18 protein-coding genes are annotated in these 17882 nt (G+C 71.2%); 9 read left to right on the top strand and 9 right to left on the bottom strand.

Features of this window, described 5'->3' with window-relative positions:
- Positions 1-236: 236 nt before the first annotated feature.
- The 4 genes from ACZ44S_RS10365 to ACZ44S_RS10350 all read right to left on the bottom strand — a co-directional run bounded on the left by ACZ44S_RS10365 (position 237) and on the right by ACZ44S_RS10350 (position 5066).
- Complete coding sequence (locus tag ACZ44S_RS10365) at positions 237-989, bottom strand: GntR family transcriptional regulator (protein ID WP_466926744.1); 753 nt, start codon at positions 987-989, stop codon at positions 237-239.
- 147 nt (positions 990-1136) lie between these two features.
- Positions 1137-2294 carry a DUF4190 domain-containing protein gene (locus tag ACZ44S_RS10360; protein ID WP_466926741.1) on the bottom strand — a complete coding sequence of 386 codons (1158 nt, stop codon included), beginning with the start codon at positions 2292-2294 and terminating at the stop codon, positions 1137-1139.
- 93 nt (positions 2295-2387) lie between these two features.
- Positions 2388-3968 (bottom strand): S8 family peptidase, encoded by a 1581-nt coding sequence (locus tag ACZ44S_RS10355; RefSeq protein ID WP_466926738.1) that lies wholly within the window; start codon positions 3966-3968, stop codon positions 2388-2390.
- 267 nt (positions 3969-4235) lie between these two features.
- On the bottom strand, positions 4236-5066 hold the full coding sequence (locus tag ACZ44S_RS10350; protein ID WP_466926735.1) for an oxidoreductase: 831 nt from the start codon (positions 5064-5066) through the stop codon (positions 4236-4238).
- A 90-nt stretch (positions 5067-5156) separates the two neighbouring features.
- On the opposite strand from ACZ44S_RS10350, the gene ACZ44S_RS10345 reads away from it, so the two are divergent.
- Positions 5157-6071: a LysR family transcriptional regulator gene (locus ACZ44S_RS10345; RefSeq protein WP_466926732.1), complete on the top strand. Its 915-nt coding sequence runs from the start codon at positions 5157-5159 to the stop codon at positions 6069-6071.
- A gap of 244 nt (positions 6072-6315) precedes the next feature.
- Here ACZ44S_RS10345 and ACZ44S_RS10340 read toward each other — a convergent pair whose 3' ends face one another.
- Positions 6316-7734, bottom strand: coding sequence for an ATP-binding protein (locus ACZ44S_RS10340; protein WP_466927454.1), 1419 nt, complete (start codon positions 7732-7734; stop codon positions 6316-6318).
- 208 nt (positions 7735-7942) lie between these two features.
- On the opposite strand from ACZ44S_RS10340, the gene ACZ44S_RS10335 reads away from it, so the two are divergent.
- Together ACZ44S_RS10335 and ACZ44S_RS10330 are read left to right on the top strand one after the other, a co-directional pair.
- The gene (locus ACZ44S_RS10335; protein ID WP_466926729.1) at positions 7943-8194 is read left to right on the top strand and encodes a hypothetical protein; all 252 of its coding nucleotides are present in this window, start codon (positions 7943-7945) and stop codon (positions 8192-8194) included.
- Entirely contained in the window at positions 8194-8586 is a 393-nt protein-coding gene (locus ACZ44S_RS10330; RefSeq protein ID WP_466926726.1) for a DNA-binding protein, read from the top strand. Before ACZ44S_RS10335 ends, ACZ44S_RS10330 begins: the two co-directional genes overlap by 1 nt.
- A gap of 229 nt (positions 8587-8815) precedes the next feature.
- Here ACZ44S_RS10330 and ACZ44S_RS10325 read toward each other — a convergent pair whose 3' ends face one another.
- Positions 8816-10999 (bottom strand): DEAD/DEAH box helicase, encoded by a 2184-nt coding sequence (locus ACZ44S_RS10325; RefSeq protein WP_466926723.1) that lies wholly within the window; start codon positions 10997-10999, stop codon positions 8816-8818.
- Between the two features lie 108 nt (positions 11000-11107).
- Between ACZ44S_RS10325 and ACZ44S_RS10320 the strand changes: the two genes are divergently transcribed.
- Both ACZ44S_RS10320 and ACZ44S_RS10315 read left to right on the top strand, forming a co-directional pair.
- Positions 11108-11377, top strand: coding sequence for a type II toxin-antitoxin system Phd/YefM family antitoxin (locus ACZ44S_RS10320; RefSeq protein ID WP_060180502.1), 270 nt, complete (start codon positions 11108-11110; stop codon positions 11375-11377).
- Positions 11370-11633: a type II toxin-antitoxin system RelE family toxin gene (locus tag ACZ44S_RS10315; protein WP_030207783.1), complete on the top strand. Its 264-nt coding sequence runs from the start codon at positions 11370-11372 to the stop codon at positions 11631-11633. Before ACZ44S_RS10320 ends, ACZ44S_RS10315 begins: the two co-directional genes overlap by 8 nt.
- A gap of 84 nt (positions 11634-11717) precedes the next feature.
- Here the strand turns inward: ACZ44S_RS10315 and ychF are convergent, their stop codons facing one another.
- Positions 11718-12806, bottom strand: a complete 1089-nt coding sequence (ychF, locus tag ACZ44S_RS10310; RefSeq protein WP_466926720.1) for a redox-regulated ATPase YchF — start codon at positions 12804-12806, stop codon at positions 11718-11720.
- A gap of 366 nt (positions 12807-13172) precedes the next feature.
- Between ychF and ACZ44S_RS10305 the strand changes: the two genes are divergently transcribed.
- Entirely contained in the window at positions 13173-13646 is a 474-nt protein-coding gene (locus tag ACZ44S_RS10305; RefSeq protein ID WP_466926717.1) for a DUF6542 domain-containing protein, read from the top strand.
- Here ACZ44S_RS10305 and ppgK read toward each other — a convergent pair.
- Positions 13643-14389, bottom strand: coding sequence for a polyphosphate--glucose phosphotransferase (ppgK, locus tag ACZ44S_RS10300; protein WP_466926714.1), 747 nt, complete (start codon positions 14387-14389; stop codon positions 13643-13645). The genes ACZ44S_RS10305 and ppgK overlap by 4 nt on opposite strands.
- Positions 14390-14459: 70 nt before the next feature.
- Positions 14460-15485 (bottom strand): 4-hydroxy-3-methylbut-2-enyl diphosphate reductase, encoded by a 1026-nt coding sequence (locus tag ACZ44S_RS10295; RefSeq protein WP_466926712.1) that lies wholly within the window; start codon positions 15483-15485, stop codon positions 14460-14462.
- 66 nt (positions 15486-15551) lie between these two features.
- On the opposite strand from ACZ44S_RS10295, the gene xseA reads away from it, so the two are divergent.
- The 3 genes from xseA (at position 15552) to ACZ44S_RS10280 (ending at position 17769) form a co-directional block, all read left to right on the top strand.
- Entirely contained in the window at positions 15552-16760 is a 1209-nt protein-coding gene (xseA, locus tag ACZ44S_RS10290; RefSeq protein WP_466926709.1) for an exodeoxyribonuclease VII large subunit, read from the top strand.
- Positions 16761-16770: 10 nt separating this feature from the next.
- Positions 16771-17025: an exodeoxyribonuclease VII small subunit gene (locus ACZ44S_RS10285; RefSeq protein ID WP_466926706.1), complete on the top strand. Its 255-nt coding sequence runs from the start codon at positions 16771-16773 to the stop codon at positions 17023-17025.
- Positions 17026-17178: 153 nt separating this feature from the next.
- The gene (locus ACZ44S_RS10280; RefSeq protein ID WP_466926703.1) at positions 17179-17769 is read left to right on the top strand and encodes a malonic semialdehyde reductase; all 591 of its coding nucleotides are present in this window, start codon (positions 17179-17181) and stop codon (positions 17767-17769) included.
- Positions 17770-17882 lie beyond the last annotated feature (113 nt).

Below are 17882 nucleotides of genomic sequence, written 5' to 3'. Positions count from 1 at the left end.
CAACCGGCCAGTACGCAGGGGGCGCACGGTGGTCACTGCGCCGTGCGGGAGGGTCGACGCATCCGGTCAGCGGCATACCGCCCGGCGTGCCCCGCTCCCGGGACGACCTGCGAGAACGGCCAGATTGCTACGGCTGCGGGGCAGCGGTGAACCGCCCCGCGCGCCGGGGCGGGCGGGGAGCCGGGGGCGCGGAACGGGCGCGAGGGGGTGGTGGAGCGGGAGCGGGGCGGGCGGGGCTACTTCACCGGAAGGTGGTACGCGGCCCGGTAGCGGTCGGCGGGGATGACCACGTCCGCCGTCTCCACCGGCCGGCCGGAGGCGAAGTACGTGCGCTGGATGACCAGGACGACATGCCCGGGCACGCCGCCCAGCAGGACCAGTTCCTCGGCGAGCCCAGGACGGGCGCCGACCTCCTCCGTGACGTTGTCCACGATCACGTCGATGGCGCGCATGCGCTCGACGACGCCCATGCCCCCCAGCGGCCCCTCCTCGGGGAGCATCACGGGGGTGCGGCCGGTGAGGGCGAGCGGCTCCCAGGACGTGGAGAGCATCATCGGCTCGCCGGCCTCCCGGAAGAGGTACTTGGTGCGCATCACGCGGTCACCGGGCTCGACGGCGAGCCGGCCGGCGATGGCGGCGCAGGCGTCGGTCTGCTCGCTGCTGGACTCCCAGGTACCGCGGACGCCCGCGTCGGCCTGTTCCTGACGGAAGGGCGTGGCCCCCCGCTCCGGACGGAACCCGGAGCGGGCCACGCGCCGGGGCACCGGGCGCTCCCGCACATACGTCCCCGACCCGGATCGGCCCTCGACGAGGCCCTCCGCCATGAGCACCTTGCGCGCCTCCAGCGCGACCGTGTCCGAGACGCCGTACTCCTCGCGGATCCTCGCCTGGGAGGGGAGCCGGGTGTGCGGGGGCAGCCGGCCGTCGACGATCTTCTTGCGGAGATCACCCGCGACGCGCAGGTACGCCGGCTGCTCACCGAATGTCACGGGCCACTCCCATCAGGTTGTACAGACAGCAACAGGGTGGCAACCGTAGGTTGTGCCAGGCAAGCAAAGGCCAGAGAATCACTCGATGTGATGACATCTACCGCGTGAGGGCTTTACCCAGGCACTTTCTCCCCGGTATGGGGCCCGTCACACCTTCATGGCACCGCTTTCCGGCGCGCGCTCCGCCTCCTCGTCGTACGCGGGCGGCGTGTCGGTCAGGCCGAGAGCGTTGCGTGCGGTGACCGCGATGGAGGGATCGGTCACGTACCGGCCCGCGTCGGTGTACTCGACGTAGGTGTCCGCGTCGGCGGCCCCGGCGGCCTTCGTCCACTCCTCCTCCGCCGCCGCCAGCTCGGCGGCGAGGTCGCCCACCGGCCCTTCGGCACCGACGGGCCACGCGTGCTCGCGCAGCAGCCGGGACTCCTCGGCGAGGGCGTCCGCGACCTTCGCCGCCCACTCCTTGTGTCCCGGCAGATCGTCCTCGGGGTGGTCCGACCCGGGGGCCTCGTCCAGTGCCGCGCCGAGGATGCCCTCGGCCTCGAGATACGCCACCTGGTGCGCGTCCAGCGTGGTCGCGTCCCGGCGGAGCGACCCGGTGAGGCCGGCCTGCGCGTCACGGTTGCCCAGGACACAGGTGATCTCGCGGTCGCCGAAGTCCCAGCCCTCCTCGGACGGGGTGAGGTGGTAGACGTCCACATGGCCGGGCAGCGCCCAGGTGTCCATGACGTAGGCCCGAAGGAGGCCTTGGCACCGTTCGGCGGCGGTGCCGGTGAGGCGGGCGGCGCCCGGGTAGGCACCGTCGGGCAGGGGGACGACGGCGAAGACCTCTCCGTCGTGCTCACGCGTGCAGGGCAATCGGTCGGCGTCGGTGGCCCAGCCCTCCAGTCCGCCGGGCGAGTTGAAGCAGTCGCCCTTGCGCAGGGCGAGGATGCTGTTGCCGCGCGCACCCTCCTTGACGTCCTCCCAGAAGTCGGCCGCGGCCCCGGTGATGAGCGCGACCGTCCACAGGGCGAGCCCGAGCGACGACAGCAGGGACCCGGCGACCGCCATGCCCCGTCCGCGCTCTCCCCGCCGTTTGATCCGGCCCAGGGCGATCAGACCCAGCACCAGCCCGAAGGCGGGCAGGAAGCACAGGACACCGAAGACCAGCGAGGCGATGGCGACCCCGTTGACCGCGGCGGGCGGCCGGGGACCGTAGGGCCCGTACAACCCGTACGGCGCGAAACCGGGCTGCCCGCCGTGGGGGAACTGCGGCGGTGGACGACCGCCGTGGTGCTGGGGCCCGTGGGGCGGAGGTATGGACACGAGCCGCATCGTAGGCGCGCGGTGACGGGCCCGCCCCCGGGGAGCCCTCCCCGGGGGCGGGGGTGTGCCGGGCGGATCTACCTCGGATCCACGTCAGAACTGCAGGGCCCAGCCGTTGAGCCGGCCGGAGTCCCACCAGGCGTTGTCGCTGACGCGCAGCTTCCAGGTGCCGTTCGCCGACTCACCGGAGGCGTCGACGGTGTAGGTGGTGCGGATGTCGTTCGCGCTGCCGCCGGTGCCGTACGACTTCAGCGTGTACGCCGTGCCGTCGGGGGCGATCAGCTGGACCTGGAGGTCGCCGATGTAGGTGTGGGTGATGTCCACCTCGACGGCCAGGTTCGAGGGCGCGTTGCCGGAGACGCCGGAGACGGTCACCGGGGACTCGACGGTGGAGTTGTCGGCGATGGTGTAGTCGCTCGTGTTCTCGAAGCGGTCACCGGTCGGGGGCGGGGTGGTGTCCCCTTCGCCCACGTGCAGCAGGCGGTTGGGCGATCCGCTGCCCGGGTTGCCGACGACGCCGGTGGTGGCGGCGGAGGTCAGCGCGGAGGAGACCTGGGCGGGGGTGGACGAGGGGTTGTCGGCCAGGTGGAGGGCGGCGGCGCCGGCGACGTGCGGGCTCGCCATGGACGTACCGGAGATGGTGTTGGTGGCCGTGTCGCTGGTGCGCCAGGCGGAGGTGATGGAGGAGCCCGGCGCGAAGAGGTCCAGGACGGAACCGTAGTTGGAGTAGCTGGCACGTGCGTCGCCGGAGGTGGTGGCGCCGACGGTGATCGCCTCCGTCACCCGGGCCGGGGACTTGGTGGAGGCGTTGGTGGACTCGTTGCCGGCCGCGACGACGAAGGTGACGCCGGAGGCGATGGCGTTGCGTACGGCCGTGTCGAGGGCGCTGTCCGCACCGCCGCCGAGGGACATGTTGGCGACGGCCGGCTTGACCGCGTTCCGCGCCACCCAGTCGATGCCGGCGACGACCTGGGCGGTGGTGCCGGAGCCGGAGTCGTTCAGTACCCGGACGCCGACGACCTTGGCCTTCTTCGCCACGCCGAAGGAACCGCCCGCGACCGTGCCGGCGACGTGCGTGCCGTGGCCGTGGCCGTCCTGGGCGGTGTTGTCGTTGTCGATGGCGTCGTAGCCGTAGGAGGCCCGGCCGCCGAAGTCGCTGTGGGTGATGCGGACGCCGGTGTCGATGACGTACGCCGTCACGCCCTCCCCGGCCGAATCCGGGTAGGTGTACGAGTTGTTGAGCGGGAGATCGCGCTGGTCGATGCGGTCCAGGCCCCAGGAGGGCGGGTTGGGCTGGGTGCCGGTGACGTGGAAGGTGCGGTTCTGGACCACGGCGGCGACGGCCGGGTCGGCGGCGAGACGTTTCGCCTCGGTCTCGGAGGCCTCGACCTCGTAGCCGTTGAGCGCCTTGGTGTAGGTGCGCTCGATGTCGGCGCCGTACTTCTCGGCCAGGGCGCGGCCCTCGGCGGAGCCGGAGCGGGCCTCGTCGGCCTTCAGGGTCACGATGTAGCTGCCGGCGACGGCGTTCGCGGCGCCCGCGTACTGGATGCGGCCTTCGGGGGCGGCCGGTGCCGCGCCCGCGGGGAGAGCGGAGACCAGGCTCGCGACCAGGGCCGCGGTGGTCGCGGCGCCGAGGGTGGCCAGTCTTCGCCGGGGGTGACGCATCACTGCCATGTGAGGGTTCCTCCTCAGTCGGTGGTGCGTGTGCTGTGGGGGTGTGGTGCGGTCGACGCACGTGCTGCACGTGTGGCGCAACGAATCGGCCACTGACAGGATCATGTCAATAGCGGTGGCCAAGACCGTGCGTCAGCCGAAAGATTGAGGGTTCCACAGGATTTGCACAAGGGTCCTGCACGAACGTATTGGGCCGGGAGGACGACAACACGACACCGGGCGGCCCGCCGTGCACGGCGGGCCGCCCGGTCGGGCACGGGGTGGCCCTCAGTCGTCGAAGGCCGTGGCGCGGGTGCGCTTCTCCCACGCCAGGACGTCCTCCCGGACCTGGTCGAGATGGCCGAGGACCGCGCCGACGCCGTCGTCGCCGAGCGGCAGCCGCAACGGCGCGTCCTGCGCCTCCAGAGCGGCCAGGATGAGCGCCGCCGCCTTCGCGGGATCGCCGGGCTGGGTGCCGTCACCGGCCGCGACCGCCGCACGGGTCTCGCCGACCTTGGCGTACACGCCGCTGTCGGGGCTGACCCCGGCCCTGCGGGTGTCGAACAGCGACGTCCGGAAAGAGCCCGGCTCGACGATCAGCACCCTGATGCCGAACTCCCGCACCTCGTCCGCGAGCGCCTCCGACATGCCCTCCAGCGCGAACTTGGTTCCGCTGTACGCCCCGAAGCCGGCGAAGGACATCTGCCCGCCCATGCTGCTCATCTGCACGATCGCCCCGGAGCGCCGCTCGCGCATGCCCGGCAGCGCGGCCCGCACCAGCGCGGCGGGACCGAAGACATGGACGTCGAACAGCTCGCGCAACTCGTCGTCGGCGGTCTCCTCGAACGCGCCCACATGGGTCCGGCCGGCGTTGTTGACCAGTACGTCGATCCGCCCGTGCCGCGCCACGACGTCCCGCACGACGGCCTCGGCGTCCTCGATGTCGGCGACGTCCAGGCGCAACGCCTCCACCTGGTCGGGGTGGGCGGCGACCAGGTCGTCCAGTGCCTCGGGCCGACGCAGCGCGCCGACCACCACATCGCCGTCGGCGAGGGCCGCCTCGGCGATCGCCCGCCCGAACCCGCTGCCGGCTCCCGTGATCAGCCACACCTTGTTCATCTCGGCTCCTCGTGCCTCGACTGCCCTTCGTCTCGCGAACCACCCTGCCGTCACGCCCCCTTGCCCGTCCAAGACCTACGCTGATAACCGATGGCTATGAAGACGGACGTTCACCTGAGGGATCTGCGCTACTTCCTGGCCGTGGCGGAGGAACTGCACTTCACCCGTGCGGCCGAGCGCCTGTACGTCTCCCAGCCCGCCCTGAGCAAGCAGATCCGGGCGCTGGAGCGGCAGCTGGGTGTCGCCCTGTTCCTGCGCGACCGGCAGGGCGTGGTGCTCACCCCCGCCGGGACGGAACTGCTGCCGCACGCCCGGCGCGTGCTGGCGGTCTGGGAGGAGGGGGCCGCCGCGGTGGAACGGGCGCGGGCGGCGCAGCGCAGCACCCTGGTCGTCGGGATGAGCACGAGCCCGGGCCGCGGGGGTCTGCTCCCGGCGATCCGTTCCCGCTTCACCGCCGCGCACCCCGACGCCGCGGTCCGGCTGCGGCAGGTCAGCTGGGAGGACCCCACGGCGGGGCTCGCGGACGGCGAGGCGGACGTGGCGTTCGTCTGGCTGCCGCTGCCCGACGCCGACCGGTATTCCTGGACGGTGGTCGCCGAGGAGCCGCGGCTGGTCGCCCTGCCCGACAGCCACCCGCTGGCCGCCCGCACGGACCTCACCCTCGCGGACCTCGCCGACGAGCCGTTCCTGGCCCTCCCCGCGGCCTCGGGCGTCCTGCGCGACCACTGGCTGGCCCTCGACGAACGCCCCGGCGGCCCGCCGCGCATCGGCGCGGAGATCGCGGGCACGGAGGAGACCTACGAGGCGCTGGTCGCGGGCCTCGGCATCTGCCTGGTGGCCCTCGGCAACGCCCCCCTGATCACCCTCGGCGGGGTCACCACCCGCCCGGTGCACGGCCTCTCCCCCACCCGCTACGCCCTGGCCTGGCGAGCGGAGGACTCGACCCGCCCCCTGGTCCGGGGGTACGCCCAGGCCTGCCGAACAGTGGCCCAGCAGGCCTCCTAGCCGTCACCCGCTGCCGTCCACGACTGGGTGAACTGGGCGCGGACCTGCGCGTCGGCCACCCGGAACCGCTCGACCCCGCCTGGCGCCCCATCGACCTGACGCTCGACTCCTTCCAGGACCGGGGCGCCGGGGACCGGGCCCCGTGGCCCGACGCCCGCTCGGTGCCCTGCTGATGGCTCCCTCCTTCCGGCGCCGGGACCATCCATGACCACCCGCATCGGGAGACTCCTCACCTGCCGGCCGCTCACAGCGGCCAGGCGGTCAGCAGATCGCCGGGGCCGTAGGAGGTGTCGAGCCCCGAGCAGTCGACTCCGCTGCGCGAGACCGCCATGACGGGAACAGGTTCGCCGGTGAGGGCGGCCCGATGCCGATGGAGGGCTGCCAGGTCATGCCGGTCGAAGGGCGACTGCTCCAGCCACTTGATGGAGCCGACGAAAAGCAGTTCCCGGGCGACGGGGGCGCGGTCCGCCCCGACGATGTCGATCTCGACATCGTTGGTGCGGGTCCAGTAGCCGCCCACTGCGGGGGCCGCGGGCAGCCTGTCATCCGGCAGTATCCGCGCCAGGGCCTCGCGGACAAGGGGCTCGACAGCCCGGCCGCGCCAACTGGTCCAGTTCTCCCGGATGCGTGCCAAGGTCAGGTCGCCCCGGCCCCGTTCGATCTCTTCCATGGACGGGCCGAGCAGGTGCAGCCAGAAGCGCAGGTAGGGATCTGCCACCCGGTAGCGGCGATCCTTTGAAGGACGCGGCGACACGGGCAGCTCCGCGGCGACGATCCGCTTGTTCGTGAGCAGTTCCAGGGCTCGCTGCAGCGGCGTGGCCCCGATTCCGCCGGCCGCACGGGCGATGTTGGTGAAAGTCCGCTCGCCACTGCCGATGGCCGCCAGCACCGTACGTGCCTGAGCCTGCGGGGGGAATTCGGCAGCCAGCGACCGCTCGGCCGACACCAGCAGGGCCGAGACCGGGTCACTCAGCGCCTCTCCGAGGAAGTCCCACAGTCCCGCGCCTCGCGGCCACTCCGCGCAGATCAGCGGCAGCCCGCCGGTGACCAGCGCGGCATCGAAGGCTTCCGCCGGTTCCAGCCCGAGCATCTGCCCCACCTCGGCGGGGTTCATGGGCCCCAGCACCATCTCCCGGCCGCGCTGATGGAAGGGGCGCCCGTAGCTGTTCAGGGCCTCCATCATCGACAGATCGGAACCGATGAGGACCAGCAGCACCGGCTTGGTCTCCAGCACCCGGTCCCAGGCCCGTTGCAGCATCCCCTCGAAGGCGCCACCGGCATCCATCAGGTACGGCACCTCGTCCATGACCAGCACACTCACCCGGTCGGCGGGCAGCGCCGCTGCCAGCACATCGAACGCGGCGTCCCAGCTCTCCGGCCGCGCGGCGGCCACGAGCCGCGCCATCGGCAGCGTCGATGCCCGGGCGTCCCGGGCGAGCCGTGCGAGATCGTCATCAGGGGACGCGCCGGTCGCCGCGTAGAACAAGAACGGGGCCCCGGAGCGCTCGGCGAACCGCTCGACCAGCCGCGACTTGCCCACCCGGCGCCGCCCACGCAACATCACGCACCGGCCGGGCCGCTCCCCGCCGATGCCTGCCGCCACCTTCCGCAGCTCACGCTCCAGCGCCGCCAGCTCCTGCCGACGACCCACAAAGTCCACCACGCCACCCACCTCCACGCATGTAACTAACGCAAATGTTAGCAACATGCTTGTTGGTTACCTCGCGGAGCGGCAGGAGTCCGCCACTCCACGCCCCAACGCTTCCCGCCCCTCTTGCACCGTCCCCGCATCCCCCCATCGCGGGCACCGATCCATGACGGGTAGCCGTCCACAGTCCCGACCTCCTACGACCGCCGGTAGGATCGGCACCATGAGTGGTAGCAGGAAGTATTCGATCAGCCTGCCCGAGGACCTCGCCGAGGCCGTACGCGCCCACGTGGGCCCCGGCGGCTTCTCCGCCTACGTCGCCGAGGCACTCGAACAGCGGGTCGCCATGGACAAGCTCCGGGAGATCGTCGTCGACTTCGAGACCGACAACGAAGCCCTCACCCGCGAGGAGGTCGAGGCCGCCCGGGCGCTGCTGCGCCACGACCACCAGCAGGCCGGCGGGGCCGCCGCCTGATGCCCGGCACCCTCCTGCTCGACAGCGAAGGACTCTCAAAGCTCTGCCGCAAGGACCGTACCGTCGTAGCTCTGGTCCAAGCGGCGTCGGAAGAGGGCATCCGCGTCGCCACCAGCGCCATGACCACTCTCGAGGCGGACTGCGAGCGCATCCACCCCGCCCGCATCAAGTGGGTCCTCTCCCGCGTCGACGTTCACGACGTCACCAAGGAGGTCGCCGACCAGGCCGCCGCGCTTCTGCGCACCCATCACCTCCACGGCCACGAGTACGCCATCGACGCCGCCTTCGCCGTCATCGCCCGCAACGCACCCCGGCCGGTCACGGTCCTCACGTCCGACCCCGAGGATCTGACACTCCTGTGCGGCCCTTCCGTGGAGGTCGTCAAGGTCTGAGGCAGTCTCACGCCGACCAGACCTGTCAATGCCCCACATCGCGGGGCGAGGACTCCCGCGGACAGAAGCGTGTGCCCGGCCCGCCAACAAGCGGGTCGGGCACAGTTTTTGACGAGAGTCACACGTTGAAGCGGAATGCCCGAGCTCCGCCACTGACCTGCGACGGAGCCGCGCACAACGCCCTGACCAGGCATTTCCCCGTTGGCGCGCGTTGGGTCCCGACGGTCACTTACGGGTGTCCTGCGGACTCTTTGCGGACCGCTCCCAGCCTCGCCTGCTCCTCCTCGACGATCTGGCGGGCCATCGCCGTATCCGAAACGTCGACCGCGTCCGGCGTCGACTCGGCGACCGCGCTGCGACGCGCGTACGCGTCGAACAGGCGGGTCTTGTTCTTCAGCATCTCCACCATCCGCTCGTCCACCCCACGGGTGGCGAGCAGCCGGTGCACCCGGACCGAACGCACTTGCCCCATGCGGTGGGCCCGCCCCACCGCCTGGTGTTCGATGGTCGGTTTGACCTGAGGCTCACAGATGATCACGACGGACGCGGCCTGCATGTTGAGCCCCACCCCCGCCGCCTGGATCTGTGCCATCAGCACCGCGTGACCCGGGACGGCGGCGAACTCGTCCACCAGCTGCTGACGGCGAGCGGGCGGCACACTTCCCGAGATCGGACCGAACACCTGACCGCCACCCTTGCTCCGTGCTCCATCCAGCGTGTCCTTGACCGTTCCAAGGACATCCCTGAAGTTGGAGAACACCACCACCTTCAACCCGTTCTCGGCGGCGTCCTCGACAATCTCTCGCAGCCGGTTCAGCTTGGCCGACTTCTCGGGGCGCGCGTACGCAGCTCTTCGCATCGCCATGAAGTTGCCGGCGCGCACGGCCTCCCGGTAGGCGTCTTCGTCCGACGCGCTCAGCTCCTCCCACTCGTCCGTCTGCTGGAGCACGGGCAGTTCGGTCAGCACATCCTGCTGATTGCGGCGCAGATAGACCGGGGCGACGGCCTTCCGGAATGCCTTGGAACCGGCCACACCGTCTCGGTCACCGACAGCCTCCGCCAGGTGCGGCTGGAGAATCTGCACAAGGCTGCGAAACTCAGCGACCCGGTTCTCCATGGGCGTGCCGGTCATGAAGAGAACACGTTCGCAGTGCCCGGACCATTCGGTCACGGCATGGGAGCGACGCGTCTTCGGATTCTTCACATAGTGCGCCTCGTCCACGACCAGCATCCCCACCTCGCCTCCTTCGGGGGCCGGGAAACCGCGCAAGGCGTCGAAGGTCGTCACTCCTACACCGCCCCGGCCCTTCCAGTCGGCGAACGCTTCCTGCCTGTCGGGGCCGTGAAGAGGCATCACGCGCAGCCTGCTGCGGGCCTCGATCTCGCGTGTCCAGTTGATCAGGACGCTGGCCGGGCAGACGACCATGAAGTGGCTCTGCCCCTCCGCAGCGAGATGAGTCAGAGCGGCGATGGCCTGGATGGTCTTGCCGAGCCCCATCTCGTCGCCGAGGATCACCTTGCGTTGCGCCAGGGCGAAACGAGCCCCAAAGGCTTGATAGCCGCGCAGCGACACCCGCCGGTGAGTGTCGTCAAGCATCTGGTCGCGGACCCGCTCGGCAACTTCGTCGGGCAGGAACCCCTCGGCAGCGGCAGTATCGGGTCTGCGGCCGGAGATCTCCGCGAGCAGGCTGTAGTACTCGGCGGAACGCAACTCGAAGTCGACCCAGGCCGCAACCTCGGTCGGGGTGCCGCGCAGCAGATCGACAGACGCCTGTGCGAGCAGCTCCGGCACACCGCCCTGCGTTGCTTCCTCGGTCAGCCTGCGGACCTCTGCGACGGCCTCCAGCGCCCGAACTCGTTTGGCCTGCCCCACCAGCAGCATCCGCAGCCGCCCGGCGGCTGGCTTGGCTTCGGCCAGCAGCGGACCGAGCCGCTCCGCGAGAGCCACGGCCGTGTCGGCGGCTCGCCGCGCATCGGGACCCGCTTCCACCAGCACATGCAGGGCCATGACGAGTGCGGTGGTTCGCGGCTCCGGCCGATCCACGTCGATGTGGACGGCGATGGTCTCCCGAACGGCGTCGGCTATCTGGCGTGCCGCCGCGATGACCTGATCAGCGGTCCGCTGTCCCACGCCGGGAATCTGCCGCAAACGGTAGGACCCGGCGTCAAGCACCTGCCGGACCGACCGCAGCCCGCTCCTCTCGACCTCCCCGAGCCTCAGCCGCCCCTCGGTGATCTCCTTCAGCCGGGCCACTGGGATGGCGTCGAGCGCCTGTTCCGCCGCCGTATCGCAGATCGGCTTCAGCGCCGCCCGAACTACCTCGACAGCCCGCCCGTGGTCACCGGCTACCGCCTGCGCCGCCTCGTACAGCCGCGCTCCCGCAGCAACCGCCTCCCGCTCACTGCGCCCCATCCCGCCCCGGCCCCTCTCGCTGCGTCCCCGCATACTGCCACCGGTGCCCCTGCACCGACCGGGACCGCAGACATTGTGTACACATGGCACACTCGGTACCCTTGGGTCATGACTCAGCCGCTGCCCATAGAGTCCATCCGCGACGTACGCGCTCACTTGGCCGAAGTCGTCGAACGGGCCGACCGCGACGACGTGCCCACTGTCATCACCCGTCGCGGCAAGCAGGTAGCCGCCGTTGTCTCGATCGAGGTGCTGCGCAAGTACCAGGAGTGGGAAGAGCGCGAGATCAACCGCATCATCGACGAGCGCATGGCGAGCCCGGCCGCCGGCGTCCCGATCGAGGACGTGATGAGGGAGACGCTGGCACGCAGTGAGTGACTACCGCACGGTGTTCCGGCCCGAGGCCCAGGCCGAGCTGCGCAAGATCCCGCGTGACATGGCGCTTCGTATCCTGGCCAAACTGACAGAGCTGGAGAGCGACCCCTTCGGCTTCAACACCACCGCACTCGTATCCCAGCCCGAGCGCCGCCGCCTACGGGTCGGCGACTACCGTGTCGTCTACACGATCGACAACGGGGAGCTGGTGGTGTGGGTCGTACACGTCGGACACCGTTCCACGGTCTACGACACGTAGCCGCTCCAGGTTCTGCGGACTACTGCGGACAGCACAACGGCCTGACCTGCATCGCCGCAGGTCAGGCCGCCTCTAGGTACGCGATCAGACGTTGAAGCGGAACTCCACCACGTCGCCGTCCTGCATCACGTAGTCCTTGCCCTCCATGCGGGCCTTGCCCTTGGCGCGGGCCTCGGCCACCGAGCCGGTCTCGACCAGGTCGGTGAAGGAGATGACCTCCGCCTTGATGAAGCCCTTCTGGAAGTCGGTGTGGATGACTCCGGCGGCCTCGGGGGCGGTGGCTCCCTTCTTGATGGTCCAGGCGCGGGACTCCTTCGGACCGGCCGTGAGGTAGGTCTGCAGGCCGAGGGTCCGGAAGCCGACGTGGGCGAGGGTGGCGAGGCCGGGCTCCTCCTGGCCGACGGACTGGAGGAGTTCGAGGGCCTCGTCCTCGTCCAGCTCGGCGAGGTCCGCCTCCAGCTTGGCGTTGAGGAAGATCGCCTCGGCGGGGGCGACCAGGGCGCGCTGCTCGTTCTTGAAGTCCTCGTCGGTCAGCTCGTCCTCGTCGACGTTGAAGACGTAGAGGAAGGGCTTCGTCGTGAGGAGGTGCAGGTCGTGGAGGAGCTCCGCGCGCTCGCTGCCCTGGACGATGCCGTGGGCGAAGAGGGTGTCGCCCTTCTCCAGGATCTCCTTGGCCTCCTCGACCGCCTTGACCTTGGGCGCGATGTCCTTCTTGATCCGCGACTCCTTCTGCAGGCGCGGCAGGACCTTCTCGATGGTCTGGAGGTCGGCGAGGATCAGCTCGGTGTTGATCGTCTCGATGTCGTCCTTCGGCGAGACCTTGCCGTCGACGTGAACGACGTTCTCGTCCTTGAAGGCGCGGATGACCTGGCAGATCGCGTCGGACTCGCGGATGTTCGCGAGGAACTTGTTGCCCAGGCCCTCGCCCTCCGACGCGCCGCGCACGATGCCCGCGATGTCGACGAAGTCGACGGTGGCCGGAAGGATGCGCTGGGAGCCGAAGATCTCCGCCAGCTTCGTCAGGCGGGGGTCGGGAACGCCGACCACGCCGACGTTCGGCTCGATCGTGGCGAACGGGTAGTTGGCCGCCAGCACGTCGTTCTTGGTCAGGGCGTTGAACAGGGTCGACTTGCCGACATTCGGCAGGCCGACGATTCCGATCGTGAGCGACACGTTGCGACTTCCCGTACGTGAGGATGGGGGACGAGGACCGGCCCTGCGGGGCCGTGTGGACCGATCCACCAGTCTACGGCGTGCCCGCACGCGCCCGGCCGACGCGTCGGACGTCCGGGCAACGTCCGGTTCCCGGCGTGTCTGACGGACCGTTCGGCACATAAAACGACCTAAGTTGGTCCAGTGGAGCAACACAGGACGCGACCCGCGCAGCACGGACCGCGACGTGACCCGGCGCCCGGGCCGCCGGGGCCGTCCAGAACTCCCAGGCCGTCCCGCCCGGTCAAGCCGCCGCTGCCGCCGCAGGCGGGCCGGACGGCGAGCGGCGGGGTCGCACGGTCCGCGCGGCCGGACCGGCCCGCCCGTGTGCCACAGCGCCGGCCCGCTCCCCCGGCCGCGGCCGGCAGGCCGCCCGGCCCGAAGCTCACCGGACTGGGCAGCGGGCTGTTCTGCGGGGCCGTGATGCTCGTCCTCGGACTGCTGACCGAGGCACTGTTCGGGGCGTCCCAGACGGTGTACGGCGTGCTGTACCTGCCGGTGTGCGTGCTGACCGCGCTGTGGGTGCGCGAGGGGGACCTGTTCATCGCGCCCGTCGTCGTGCCGATCGCCTTCGCCGTGGGGATGGTCCCGGTCGCCGACGAGGGCGAGGGCGGCGCCGTCGACCGGCTGATGGGCATGGTCACGGGCCTGGCCACCCAGGCCGGCTGGCTCTACGGCGGCACGCTCGCCACGTGCGTGATCGTGCTGGTCCGCAGAGTGCGCCGGGTCCGCGCGATCAACCGCCGCCTCGCCCGCAACCGCCCCCGTCCCCAGGGCCAGGGGGCGTCAGACACCCCCTAGACGCCCGTAGCCGCCCGCATCGCCGCTCCGACGATGCCCGCGTTGTTCTGCAGCTGGGCGGGGACGATCTCCGCCTTGATGCCCTTGATGTGGTCCAGGAACTTGTGGGACTTGCGGCTGACGCCGCCGCCGATGATGAACAGATCCGGCGAGAAGAGCATCTCCACGTGCGCCAGGTACTTCTGCACCCGGTGCGCCCACTCCTCCCACGACAGGTCGTGGTCCTCCCTGGCCTTGCTGGAGGCCCGCTTCTCCGCGTCGTGACCGTGCAGCTCCAGATGGCCCAGCTCGGTGTTGGGGACGAGGACGCCGTCCACGAAGAGGGCGCTGCCGATGCCGGTGCCGAAGGTCAGCAGGATCACGGTGCCCCGGTGGTGCCGTCCGGCGCCGAAGTGCATCTCGGCGACGCCCGCCGCGTCCGCGTCGTTCACCACCGTCACCGGCAGGCCGCCGAGGCGGTCGCCGAGCAGCACGCGCGCGTCGGTGTCGACCCAGCCCTTGTCGACGTTGGCCGCGGTACGGATCGTGGTACCGCCGGTGACCACACCGGGGAAGGTGATGCCGACCGGGCCGGTCCAGCCGAAGTGGTCGACGACCTGCTTGACCCCGTCGGCCACCGCGTCCGGCGTGGCCGGGTGGGGGGTGAGGACCTTGCAGCGCTCCTGCGCCAGGTCCCCCTTGTCCAGGTCGACCGGGGCACCCTTGATCCCGGATCCGCCGATGTCCACGCCGAAGATCTGCATGTCCCCACGTTACGACGAACGACGGACCGTCACGAAAGGCGGCCGCGCGACCGCCGTCGTCCCCTCACCGTCACTCCGCGGAACCGGCACCCGTCCCCCTGCCGCCGCGCTCGGCCACCAGGGCGGCGGCCTCGTCGCGCAGATCACGGCGGAGCTCCTTGGGCAGGGAGAAGACGATCGACTCCTCGGCCGCCTTGACGATCTCGACGTCCTCGAAGCCGCGCCGCGACAGCCACTCCAGGACCTGTTCGACCAGGACCTCCGGCACCGAGGCGCCCGAGGTGACGCCGACCGTGGTCACGCCCTCCAGCCAGGCCTCGTCGATCTCGTCGGCGAAGTCCACCAGGTACGCCGCGCGGGCGCCCGCCAGCTTGGCGACCTCCACCAGCCGCTTGGAGTTGGAGGAATTGCGCGAGCCGACCACGATCACCAGCTCCGCCTCGGCGCCCATCTGCTTGACCGCGAGCTGACGGTTCTGCGTGGCGTAGCAGATGTCGTCGCTGGGCGGGGAGATCAGCTGGGGGAACTTCTCCTTGAGGGCGTCGACGGTCTCCATGGTCTCGTCGACGGAGAGGGTGGTCTGGGAGAGCCAGACGACCTTGGAGGGGTCGCGGACCTCGACCTTCGCGACGTCGCCCGGCCCGTCGACGAGCTGGATGTGGTCGGGGGCCTCGCCGGAGGTGCCGATGACCTCCTCGTGGCCCTCGTGGCCGATCAGGAGGATGTCGTAGTCGTCGTTCGCGAAGCGGACGGCTTCCTTGTGGACCTTGGTGACCAGCGGGCAGGTGGCGTCGATGGTGGCGAGCCGGCCGCGCTCGGCCTCCTCGTGGACGACGGGGGCGACGCCGTGCGCGGAGAACATGACGATGTTGCCCGGGGGCACCTCCTCCGTCCGTTCGACGAAGATCGCGCCCTTCTTCTCCAGCGTCTGCACCACGTACTTGTTGTGCACGATCTCGTGCCGGACGTAGACGGGGGCCCCGTACTGCTCCAGGGCCTTCTCGACGGCGATCACGGCGCGGTCCACACCCGCGCAGTAGCCACGGGGGGCGGCGAGCAGGACACGGCGGCCAGGCGAAGCGGTCATGCCTCCCATCGTAAGGGCCGCGTCCAAGGGGTCCGGTCACGGTGCGTTGTCGGTGGGGCGCACTACTCTCGCGGCATGGCTGTCAACACGTCTGCGGAGGCTCCCATCCCGGTCGGGGAGGTGTCGCGGCTCATCGGCGGGTGGATCGACCGGCTCGGCGCGGTGTGGGTGGAGGGGCAGATCACCCAGCTGTCGCGGCGGCCCGGCGCCGGGGTGGTGTTCCTGACGCTGCGCGACCCCTCGTACGACATCTCGGTGGGCGTGACCTGCTACCGGCAGGTGTTCGACGCCGTCGCGGACGTCGTGAGCGAGGGCGCGCGGGTGGTGGTGCACTGCAAGCCGGAGTGGTACGCGCCGCGCGGGCAGCTGTCGCTGCGGGCGGCGGAGATCCGGCCCGTGGGGGTCGGGGAGCTGCTGGCGCGGCTGGAGCAGCTGAAGAAGAGCCTCGCGCGGGAGGGGCTGTTCGCGCCGGAGCGGAAGAAGCCGCTGCCGTTCCTGCCGCAGCTGATCGGACTGGTGTGCGGGCGGGCGTCGGCGGCCGAGCGGGACGTGCTGGAGAACGCGCGGCACCGCTGGCCCGCCGTGCGCTTCGAGGTGCGCAACGTGGCCGTGCAGGGGGTGCACGCGGTGCCGCAGGTGGTCCAGGCCGTGAAGGAGCTGGACGCGGTCGACGAGGTGGACGTGATCGTCGTGGCGCGCGGCGGCGGCAGCGTGGAGGACCTGCTGCCGTTCTCCGACGAGCAGCTGGTGCGGGCGGTGGCGGCGTGCCGGACGCCGGTGGTGTCGGCGATCGGGCACGAGCCGGACAATCCGCTTCTCGACCATGTCGCCGACCTGCGCGCCTCCACGCCCACCGACGCGGCGAAGAAGGTGGTGCCGGACGTGGGCGAGGAGTACGAGCGGGTGCGGATGCTGCGCGACCGCGCGCGGCGCTGCGTCCAGGCGCTGCTGGACCGGGAGGAGCGCGGGCTGGCCCACGCGCTGGCCCGGCCCTCGATACAGGATCCGCACCGGATGATCGACACCCGGGCCGAGGAGGTCACCGCGCTGCTGGAGCGGGGGCGGCGCTCGCTGCGGCACCAGCTGGACCGGGCGGACTCCGAGCTGACGCACACGCATGCGCGCGTGGTGGCGCTGTCCCCCGCCGCGACGCTGAAGCGGGGGTACGCCGTGCTGCAGCGGGCGGACGGGCACGCGGTGCGGGCTCCGGGCGAGGTGGAGGCCGGTGAGGAGCTGCGGGCACGGGTGTCCGAGGGCGAGTTCACGGTACGGGTCGATGCGTAGGGTGGGCGGAATGACCAGCAAGACGGAAACCGGGCAGCCGGCGGGAGCGGCCGAGGCGCTCGGGTACGAGCAGGCGCGGGACGAGCTGATCGAGGTCGTACGGCGGCTGGAGGCCGGCGGGACGACGCTGGAGGAGTCCCTGGCGCTCTGGGAGCGGGGCGAGGAGCTGGCCAAGGTGTGCCGGCGCTGGCTGGACGGGGCACGGGCGCGGCTGGACGCGGCGCTCGCGGAGGAGGCCGGGGCGGAGGATCCCGAGGAGGGCTGAGCCGGCGCAGGATGCCGTCCGTCCGTGAAGTGGATCACCACGCTCCGGATTTAGTTGAGTGTTGAACTTCTCGGGTGTACGGTCGTGCTCATCCATCGGCCCGTGGCCCCTACACGGATACCGGGACGACACACCCCCCGAGAAGGTTCACGCATGTCTCTCGCCCTTGACCCCGCCGCCCAGGACCTGCTGTTCCGCGAGGCGCGCACCGCCAACACGTTCACCGGCGAGCCGGTGACCGACGAGCAGGTGCGGGCGATCTACGACCTGGTCAAGTACGGCCCCACCGCCATGAACCAGTCGCCCCTGCGCATCACCCTGGTCCGCTCCCCCGAGGCCCGCGAGCGCCTCGTCCGGCACATGGCCGAGGGCAACCGGCCCAAGACGGCCACGGCCCCGCTGGTCGCGATCCTCTCCGCGGACAACGAGTTCCACGAGGAGCTGCCGCACCTCTTCCCGCACTTCCCGGGGGCCAAGGACGCCGTCTTCGGCGAGCGTCCCGTGCGGGAGGACGCCGCCGCGCTGAACGCCGCCCTCCAGGCCGCCTACTTCATCGTCGGCGTGCGCGCCGCGGGCCTGGCCGCCGGCCCGATGACCGGCTTCGACGTCGAGGGCGTCCGCAAGGAGTTCCTCGACGACGACCACACCCCGCTGATGGTCGTCAACATCGGCCGCCCCGGCCCCGACGCCTGGCACCCCCGGGGCCCGCGCCTGGAGTTCGAGCAGGTCGTCACCACCGTCTGAGACCACACGGCTCAGGGGGCGGGGGGGGGGGGGGGGGGGGGGGGGGGGGGGGGGGGGGGGGGGGGGGGGGGGGGGGGGGGGGGGGGGGGGGGGGGGGGGGGGGGGGGGGGGGG

The organism is Streptomyces malachitofuscus, from assembly GCF_055571035.1.
Note: the sequence above shows the minus strand (reverse complement) of the source record. Positions and strands in the feature narration are given on the sequence as shown.

Excerpts from the sequence above, each read along its gene's own strand:
- ppgK (WP_466926714.1), bottom strand. The coding sequence starts at position 14,389 with ATGCAGATCTTCGGCGTGGACATCGGCGGATCCGGGATCAAGGGTGCC.
- ACZ44S_RS10285 (WP_466926706.1), top strand. The coding sequence starts at position 16,771 with ATGACCAGCAAGACGGAAACCGGGCAGCCGGCGGGAGCGGCCGAGGCG.
- ACZ44S_RS10280 (WP_466926703.1), top strand. The coding sequence starts at position 17,179 with ATGTCTCTCGCCCTTGACCCCGCCGCCCAGGACCTGCTGTTCCGCGAG.
- ACZ44S_RS10320 (WP_060180502.1), top strand. The coding sequence starts at position 11,108 with ATGACTCAGCCGCTGCCCATAGAGTCCATCCGCGACGTACGCGCTCAC.
- ACZ44S_RS10350 (WP_466926735.1), bottom strand. The coding sequence starts at position 5,066 with ATGAACAAGGTGTGGCTGATCACGGGAGCCGGCAGCGGGTTCGGGCGG.
- ACZ44S_RS10295 (WP_466926712.1), bottom strand. The coding sequence starts at position 15,485 with ATGGGAGGCATGACCGCTTCGCCTGGCCGCCGTGTCCTGCTCGCCGCC.
- ACZ44S_RS10330 (WP_466926726.1), top strand. The coding sequence starts at position 8,194 with ATGCCCGGCACCCTCCTGCTCGACAGCGAAGGACTCTCAAAGCTCTGC.
- ACZ44S_RS10355 (WP_466926738.1), bottom strand. The coding sequence starts at position 3,968 with ATGGCAGTGATGCGTCACCCCCGGCGAAGACTGGCCACCCTCGGCGCC.
- ACZ44S_RS10345 (WP_466926732.1), top strand. The coding sequence starts at position 5,157 with ATGGCTATGAAGACGGACGTTCACCTGAGGGATCTGCGCTACTTCCTG.
- xseA (WP_466926709.1), top strand. The coding sequence starts at position 15,552 with ATGGCTGTCAACACGTCTGCGGAGGCTCCCATCCCGGTCGGGGAGGTG.
- ACZ44S_RS10335 (WP_466926729.1), top strand. The coding sequence starts at position 7,943 with ATGAGTGGTAGCAGGAAGTATTCGATCAGCCTGCCCGAGGACCTCGCC.
- ACZ44S_RS10325 (WP_466926723.1), bottom strand. The coding sequence starts at position 10,999 with ATGGGGCGCAGTGAGCGGGAGGCGGTTGCTGCGGGAGCGCGGCTGTAC.